The 7,840-nt window shown below is 69.3% G+C and carries 8 protein-coding genes and 2 pseudogenes; 5 read left to right on the top strand and 5 right to left on the bottom strand.

Annotated elements, in window-relative coordinates; all coding sequences use genetic code 11:
* Both J7E68_RS09525 and J7E68_RS09520 read left to right on the top strand, forming a co-directional pair.
* Window positions 1–186 (top strand): annotated as a pseudogene (locus tag J7E68_RS09525) (MFS transporter); the annotation flags it as partial.
* A 570-nt stretch (window positions 187–756) separates the two neighbouring features.
* Window positions 757–1,935 carry an aldehyde dehydrogenase family protein gene (locus J7E68_RS09520; protein ID WP_311416803.1) on the top strand — a complete coding sequence of 393 codons (1,179 nt, stop codon included), beginning with the start codon at window positions 757–759 and terminating at the stop codon, window positions 1,933–1,935.
* Window positions 1,936–1,955: 20 nt separating this feature from the next.
* On the opposite strand, the gene pip is transcribed toward J7E68_RS09520, so the two are convergent.
* The gene (gene pip, locus J7E68_RS09515; RefSeq protein ID WP_215172035.1) at window positions 1,956–2,924 is read right to left on the bottom strand and encodes a prolyl aminopeptidase; all 969 of its coding nucleotides are present in this window, start codon (window positions 2,922–2,924) and stop codon (window positions 1,956–1,958) included.
* 47 nt (window positions 2,925–2,971) lie between these two features.
* Between pip and J7E68_RS09510 the strand changes: the two genes are divergently transcribed.
* Entirely contained in the window at window positions 2,972–3,601 is a 630-nt protein-coding gene (locus J7E68_RS09510; RefSeq protein ID WP_215172034.1) for a hypothetical protein, read from the top strand.
* Between the two features lie 4 nt (window positions 3,602–3,605).
* On the opposite strand, the gene J7E68_RS09505 is transcribed toward J7E68_RS09510, so the two are convergent.
* Complete coding sequence (locus J7E68_RS09505) at window positions 3,606–4,490, bottom strand: neutral zinc metallopeptidase (protein WP_215172033.1); 885 nt, start codon at window positions 4,488–4,490, stop codon at window positions 3,606–3,608.
* 52 nt (window positions 4,491–4,542) lie between these two features.
* Between J7E68_RS09505 and J7E68_RS09500 the strand changes: the two are divergent.
* Window positions 4,543–5,530 (top strand): annotated as a pseudogene (locus J7E68_RS09500) (malate dehydrogenase).
* Window positions 5,531–5,582: 52 nt separating this feature from the next.
* Window positions 5,583–6,053 carry a recombinase family protein gene (locus J7E68_RS09495; protein WP_215172032.1) on the top strand — a complete coding sequence of 157 codons (471 nt, stop codon included), beginning with the start codon at window positions 5,583–5,585 and terminating at the stop codon, window positions 6,051–6,053.
* 36 nt (window positions 6,054–6,089) lie between these two features.
* On the opposite strand, the gene J7E68_RS09490 is transcribed toward J7E68_RS09495, so the two are convergent.
* The 3 genes from J7E68_RS09490 to J7E68_RS09480 all read right to left on the bottom strand — a co-directional run.
* Window positions 6,090–6,560: a TY-Chap domain-containing protein gene (locus J7E68_RS09490; protein ID WP_215172030.1), complete on the bottom strand. Its 471-nt coding sequence runs from the start codon at window positions 6,558–6,560 to the stop codon at window positions 6,090–6,092.
* Window positions 6,560–7,042 (bottom strand): DUF6301 family protein, encoded by a 483-nt coding sequence (locus tag J7E68_RS09485; RefSeq protein WP_215172028.1) that lies wholly within the window; start codon window positions 7,040–7,042, stop codon window positions 6,560–6,562. The genes J7E68_RS09490 and J7E68_RS09485 overlap by 1 nt, the downstream gene beginning before the upstream one ends.
* Window positions 7,043–7,076: 34 nt before the next feature.
* The coding region (locus J7E68_RS09480) for a hypothetical protein (RefSeq protein ID WP_215172026.1) at window positions 7,077–7,840 on the bottom strand (764 nt) is incomplete at its 5' end.

Genomic DNA, 7,840 nt, shown 5'->3' with positions numbered 1-7,840 from the left:
ACCCTCGCAGCGACCGGGTACGTCTCGACCGTGGCGGGCACGACTGTCGAGCAGCCGGATGCCGCGGTCACCGGGATCGTGCTGAGCTTCAGCATCCTGCCGGCGGCGCTGATGCTCGCGAGTCTGTCGACGCTGCGCCGATACCGCCTGCGCCGCAGCGACATCGACACTGACGACGACGCCTGACGATGCGCGACATAAGCTGGGATCCCGCCCGAAGGAGACGCCGATGACTTCTGCGACCACCCCCGCCTCGACGACGACGCCCGGGCTCGGTGAGGACGAACGCGAGCGCCTCGACGCCGCGATCGGCGACCTGCAGGTCGGCGCGCTCACGTGGTCGGCGCTCACTCTCGCACAGCGGGTGACCCTGCTGCAGTCGGTGCGCACGAGCGTCGCGGCCGCGGCCGAGGACTGGGCGAACACCGCCGCCGCTTCGAAGGGCCTCGATTCGCGGCATCCCCTGCGCGGCGAGGAATGGCTCAGCGGACCGTACAGCGTGCTCGGCGCCCTCGACGCCTACATCGAGACCCTCACACGTCTCGCGAACGGCACGAACCCGCTCGACGGCATCACGATCGACCGAGCGCCGGGCGGACGCACGAAGGTGCATGCCTTCCCTCTGACCGGAATCGACCGGTTCCTGCTGTCGGGCTACACGGGCGAGGTCTGGCTCGAGCCGGGCATCACGCCCAACGGCGCACGCGCGGCCGCCGGCCTGGCGCAGCGCACGCCGACCGAGTCCGGCGGTGTNNCGTGCTCTACGAGCTGCTCGCCCACAATCGCACCGCCCTGCTCAAGGTCAACCCCACGCAGGACGCCCTGGTGCCCGTCTACAAGCGCGCCTTCGCTCCTCTCATCGGCCCCGGCCTCCTGCGCGTCGTGCGCGGAGGCCCCTCCGTCGGCAGCTACCTCACGGCGCACCCCGAGCTGGTGCACGTGCACATCACGGGATCCGCGGCGACGTTCGACGCGATCGTCTGGGGCACGGGATCCGCGGCCGCGCGACGCCGGCGCGAGAACCGGCCGCAGCTGAAGAAGCCGATCACCGCAGAGCTCGGCGGGGTGTCGCCGATCATCATCGTGCCGGGCGAGTGGACGGATGCCGACCTCACGTACCAGGCCGAGCACGTCGCGACCATGCGACTGCAGAACAGCGGGCACAACTGCATCGCAGGTCAGGTGGTCGTGATGTCCTCGGACTGGGCGCAGGCCGAGGACTTCCGCACGGCGCTCCGCCGCGCGTACGCGAACGCCCCGGAGCGTCCGATCTGGTACCCGGGCGCGCCCTCGAGGATGGACCTGGCGACCGAGGCGTATCCCGATGCCCTCGTGCTCGGCGATCGACTGCTCGTCGAGATCGACGAGGATGACGATGCGGCGGCGCTGCAGAGCACCGAGTACTTCGCGCCGGTGCTCGGGGTCGTCTCGATCGCCGGCACCGGACAGGAGTTCCTCGACGCCGCGGTCGCCTACGCGAACGAGCAGCTGCAGGGCACGCTCGGTGCCAATCTGCTGATCGATCCCTCGACCGAGAAGACGCTCGGCGCGGGGTTCGACCGCGCCGTCGCAGCGCTGCACTACGGCTCGATCGCGATCAACGGCTGGACGGCGTTCGGTTTCATCACCCCGACGCTCACCTGGGGCGCGTTCCCCGGCAGCACCATCGACGACGTCGGCAGCGGCATCGGGGTCGTGCACAACGCGCTACTGCTCGACGGTGTGGAGCGCTCGGTCATCCGCGGTCCGTTCCGACCGTTCCCCCGATCGCTGCCGATCGTGAACGGCGGCGGACGCCTGACCATCCTTCCGAAGCCGCCGTGGTTCGTCTCGTCGCGCACGGGCGCGGCGGTCAGTGAGGGGCTCACGCGGTTCCGCGCGAACGGCGGCGCCCTCGGGCTCCTGAAGACGCTGACGAAGGCGCTGCGCGCCTGACCGACGGCGGCGCGCGTCGGTCAGCGCGCGAAGCGGTCGGTCGCTGCGCGCAGGGCTCGCTGGATGCCCGGCTCGGTGGCCGAATGGCCGGCGTCGTCGACCACCACGAACTCCGCCTCGGGCCACGCCCGGTGCAGATCCCACGCGGTCATCATCGGCGTGCAGACGTCGTGACGACCCTGCACGATCACCGTCGGGATGTGACGGATGCCGCCGACCCCCGCGATCAGCTGCCCCTCGCTCCACCAGCCGCGGTGCACGAAGAAGTGGTTCTCGATGCGGGCGAACGCGGTCGCGGTGCGGGGATCCGACATCGCCGCGATCTGCGCGGCATCCGGACGCAGGGTGACCGTCGAAGCCTCCCACCGAGACCAGGCGAGGGCCGCCGGCTCATGCACGGCAGGGTCCGGATCGCACAGACGTCGGTGATACGCCTCGATCATCCGCGACCGCTCGAGCACCGGAACGGGCGCCAGGAACTCCTCCCAGAGGTCGGGGAAGAGCGCCGCGGCACCACCCTCGTAGAACCACTCGAGCTCTTCGCGTCGCAGCGTGAAGATGCCACGGAGGATCAGCTCACTCACCGCATCAGGGTGCGCCTGCGCGTAGGCGAGGGCGAGTGCGCTCCCCCACGATCCGCCGAACACCTGCCATTGCTCGATGCCCAGGTTGCGGCGCAGCAGCTCGATATCGGCGATGAGGTGTGCGGTCGTGATGAAACGCAGGTCGGCGTCGGGAGCGCTCGCGTGCGGAGTACTGCGACCGCAGCCGCGCTGATCCAGCAGCACGATCCGGTAGACCTCGGGGTCGAAGAACCGCCTCTGCCATGCCGATGTGCCGCTGCCCGGTCCGCCGTGCAGGAAGACCACCGGCTTGCCCTCGGGATTTCCGCTGGACTCCCAGTACATCCGGTGCCCGTCGCCGACGAGCAGCTCGCCCGTCTCGTACGGTTCGATCGGCGGATACAGCGCATCCAGGTTCATCGTCATCGACCCCCGGTCAAAACAGTCCGACGAGTCCACGCTAGCGTGATCAGATGAGTTTCACGCCGCTGCGCTCGAAGTCGCGCAACCTGTACACCTGGTTCGCCACACGACCCGATCTCTTCGAGTCCGAGCGCTCGCCGCGGAAGACCACGACGTGGGCCGTTCTCGCGGGCGTCATGCTGATTCTCGCGCTGCTGGTCTACCTGAACCCTCTCGCCACGGTCGAGACCCTCGGCGGACGCATCAGAGGCGGACTCGCGATCGCCGCGGCCTTCGCGATGCCGCCCGTGCTGTTCGTCATCTGCGTCGTCATGATCTTCGTCGCCGCACGACGCTGGCGGGTCAAGGGCGGCGGAGTGCTGGTCAACCCCGTCATCCACACCTACAGCTCGGGCTTCCCGATCGAGCAGGCACTCGCGGCGATCCGCACCGGCAGCGCCGACAGCGCCGGCGTCATCGCCGCCTTCACCGCCCTGCAGAAGGACAGCGGCGACGACCGTCTGATCACGATCTGGTCGTCGGATGCCGATCGCGCGATGTATGTGGGCCTGATCCGCGTCGACGGCAACAAGCTGTGGATCGACACCGAGCCCTTCGCGGTCGACCCCGAGCGCTACTTCGACGCCAAGAAGCACAACCAGGCCGCGTCTCTCGGGCACACCACCACCGACGGGCTCTGAGCGACTAGAGCTCGCTCCCCGCCAGGGTCAGCGGCTGCTCGCAGACGTCGAGTCCGTTCTGATAGCCGTTCGCGAACCAGTATTTGCGCTGCTCGCTCGTGCCGTGCGTGAAGCTCTCGGGGTTCACCGAGCCGGACTGCTGCTGCTGGATGTTGTCGTCGCCGACGGTGTTCGCCGCGTTCAGCGCGTCGTTGATCTCGGGATCCGTCGGCGCCTGGAGATAGGGGACGCCGTCCGCGTCCTTCTCATCGGTCATCTTCCCGATCCAGGCTCCGGCGTAGCAGTCGGCCTGCAGCTCGATCCGCACGCCGTTGCTGTCGGGCCCGGTTCCGTTGTTCGGATACCTGTCCATGACCCCGGTGATCGACTGGATGTGGTGACCCCACTCGTGGCCGACGATGTAGAGCTGGGCGAGGTTGCCTGCGGATGCTCCGAACTGCTGCTGCATGAGATCGAAGAACGTGGGATCGATGTAGACCGTCTCATCCGGCGGGCAGTAGAACGGCCCGACCGCGTTCGACGCCGTGCCGCAGGCGGTCGAGGTCGCCCCGTCGACGATGATCAGCTGCGGTGGACGGTAGTCCCCGATGTAGTCCTCCCAGTAGCCGTCGAGCGCGAGCTGCGAGGCCGCCACGCGGCAGTCGACGTTCTCGTTGGCGTCCTCGCCGGTCAGGCAGTCCTCGATCACGCTGCCACCCGCGGGTTCGGAGCCCCCGCCCGTCGTGCCGCCACCGCCGAGGAGTCCCGTCAGGTCGATGCCCAGCAGGGGGCCGGCGATGAGCGCGATGATGCCGAGCAGGCCCACGCCGCCTGCTCCGGCGACGACGGCGCCGCGGCCTCGGCGACGCGCGGTGTTGCCGGAGACATCGGCATCGGGATTGAAGGTCATGCCACGAGGGTACTCCGAGCCGAGACATCACCACCGGTCGTAGGCTCGTGTCATGACGACCACGATCACGCTGACCGGTGCCGGTGGACAGATCGGATACGCGCTGCTCTTCCGCATCGCCGCGGGAGACCTGCTCGGCCCCGACGAGAAGGTGCGCCTGCGACTGCTCGAGATCCCGCAGGGGCTCGGCGCGGCAGAGGGCGCGGCTCTCGAACTGCAGGACGGCGCGTTCGGGCTGCTCGAGCACGTCGAGGTCACGGACGACCCCGCGGTCGGCTTCGACGGCTGCGACCTCGCACTGCTCGTCGGGGCACGTCCTCGCGGACCCGGCATGGAACGCGGAGACCTGTTGGCGGCGAACGCGGGCATCTTCGGCCCGCAGGGCGCCGCGATCGCCGCGCATGCCGCTGACGGAGTGCGCGTCACGGTCGTCGGCAACCCTGCCAACACGAACGCGCTCATCGCCGCTGCATCCGCCGGCGACGTGCCTGCGGAGAGATTCAGCGCCCTCACCCGCCTCGACGAGAACAGGGCGCGGGCGCAGCTCTCCGAGACGCTCGCGGTTCCTGTCGACACCGTGCGCCGGGTGCCGATCTGGGGCAACCACTCGGCGACCCAGTTCCCCGATGTGTCGCACGCGACGGTCGGCGGGCGACCGGCGGCAGAGGCGCTCGAGGCGATCGTCGGCGACGTGCCGACCTGGCTCGATCAGACCTTCATCCCCCGCGTCGCGAAGCGCGGAGCAGAGATCATCCGGGTGCGCGGCTCATCGTCGGTGGCATCCGCCGCGAACGCGACGATCGAGCATGTGCGCGACTGGGTGCGGGGCACCGAGGAGTGGACCTCGGCCGGTGTCGTGTCGCACGGCGAGTACGGGGTGCCTGAGGGACTCATCTCGTCGTTCCCGGTGCGATCCGTCGACGGAGAATGGCAGATCGTCGAGGGCCTCGAGGTGAGCGACCGGGCGCGCGCGCATCGACGCGTCGGTCGCCGAGCTCGTCGAGGAGCGCGACGCGGTGCGATCCCTCGGGATGCTCTGAAAGGTCACCGCGCGGGCTCCGAGCAGGGCAGAATGGATGCCGGAGGTGCGCGATGAGCGAGACGATCGATCCCATGAAGGCGACGGCATCCGTCGACGAGGCGCTGACGAGCCCGCTGCACCTGCCGCACGCGGCCGCGGAATGCCCCAAGTGCTTCACCGAACTGCAGCAGAATCGCGACTTCTGGCTCGCGCGTCCCGACGGCTCACGCCTGGTCGGCCTCGTGGTGTCGCGTGAGGGCATGCCCTCCGTCGTCGAGCAGCGCGACGATCTCACCCGTTTCGGGGTGCCGATCGAGGGCTTCCGCCACCCGGCGCCCGACATCCTCGAGAGCTGGACCGATCGCCTCTCACGACTGATCGCGACCCTGAAGCCGGGCGACGTCCTCGTCGTCGCGAACATCCACGCGCTGGGCCGGGATGCCGATGAAGGCGCCCGCACCGCGAAAGAGCTGCGCCGTCACGGCATCATAGTCAAGGTGCTCAGCCACGACGCCCGGCACCTCGCCGACGCGACCCGCTGATCTGCGTTCGAGGCTGATCTGCGCTCGAGGCGAGCCTCAGCTCGACGCGAGTCCCAGCCCGGGAAGGTCCAGCGAGTCGACGCCACGATCCAGGCGCTCGATCTGCTCGGCGGACCACGTCACGCCCTCCGGCATCCGCTCGGCCTCACGCCACGCGCGATACCCGAGGTCGTCGGGACTCGTGATGCCGTAGGCATCGCGCAGGGCGACGACGCAGCGCGCGGCCAGCGCCTTGTACTCGGAGGCGAGCGCCGGCAGCTGCAGCGACGACGACCAGTTCGGCTGCGCCGCGTTCGGGGCCGTCCAGCCGGACTCCTTCAGAGCCGATTCGTCGGCGTCTGCGACGACATCCGTCGCCGGAGCCTCGGCATCGAGCCGGTCGTCCTGCCCGGCGAACTGCACGTAACGCGCCGGGTCGGCCTCTGAGGCGATGATCAGGAAGACCCGGCCGGTCACCTGCCGAAACGTCGATGCGAGCCGGTCGCCGAACTCATCCCACTCGGACATCAGGACCCCGACTTACGGTCGAGCTCCACGCCCTGGGGCGTCAGGAACATGGCGCTGATGCTCTTGGGTGCGAGGCTGATGACGATGCGCGAGCCCGTCGGCGAGTCCCAGCTGGCAGATGTGGTCTCTGCGACCGTGCCCATCGTGGCCCGACCCCAGCGCGCTTCGCCTTCGCGGACCATGAGCGCGAAGTTGTCGCCGAGGAACTCGGTGGATTCCGGAGTCACCTGACGGATCACATCGGACACCCGCAGGCTCAGGTGACTGAGGGCGCCCTCCGACCCGATCGTCGAGACGTCGGGGATCGTGAAACCGGAGACGGTGTTCATCAGGTACGGGACGTCGTCCTCGACCTCGATCGTCCAGCCGAAGCGCTCGACGGCCAGCTTCTGCACCTCGTCTCGCGTGAGAGGCCATGCCGCAGCGTCCCAGAACTCCATGAAGTCGCAGACCTCGACGGGAGTCATCACTTTCCAGCTCATCTAAGAACCCTACCGATCCGTTGTGAAGGCGACATCACTCCGCCGCGTTCGCGGCCGTCGCGAGGATGTCGGTCTGCTCTTCGCCGAGGTCGCGGACGTCGCTCGCCGCGACGACCCCCTCGTACACCCCTGCATCGGTCTTCGTGAGCCCCAGCGACTCGGCGTCGATCGCATCGTGACCGAGGAAGACGATGTGCGCGCGGTCTCCGGACTCACCTCGCTCGACCCCGACGAGCTGCACGCGGCGATTCTGCCAGCGACCGACGACGCGCACGGCGAAGAGGCGTTCGACCTCGCCCGACGATGCCGTCCTCCACCAGACGCCGCGGCCAGACTGCTGCATGCCCTCGCGTTCGTCGGGAGAGCACACGATGACGGTGCCGTCGGGAAGGATGTCGGCGAGCTGGCGTTGCCCACCGACCTCGGCCCAGATGCCGACGAGCTCGGGAGAGCGGACGGGTACGGCCGGGAGCACGAAGTCAGGGCGGACGGAGATCCACCCCTCGGCGACGTGGGCATAGCCGGCGAGGATCTCTTCGCGGCCGTCCGCATGCGTGCGCCACAGGCTCGTGCCGGCAGGAAGCGCGCTCGGGGCGAGCCACCAGTACGGCACCATCGCGGATGCGCTCTCGACGAAACCGGTGCCGCTGACTGGCGGGTGGTCGCGGAACGGCGGAACGACGTCGCGCGTGCCCTGCGCCTCCAGCGCGAGATGGCCGGCAGCCGGCACGCGGAGGGTGTCGATGTGCGGTGCGTCGGCCGTGAAGGGCGTGCCGGGGAACCCGAGCCCCACGTCGG

Origin of the sequence: Microbacterium sp. ISL-103, assembly GCF_018613995.1 — a bacterium.
In the GTDB taxonomy this organism is placed as follows: Bacteria; Actinomycetota; Actinomycetes; order Actinomycetales; family Microbacteriaceae; genus Microbacterium.
This window is presented reverse-complemented; position numbering and strand designations above follow the sequence as displayed.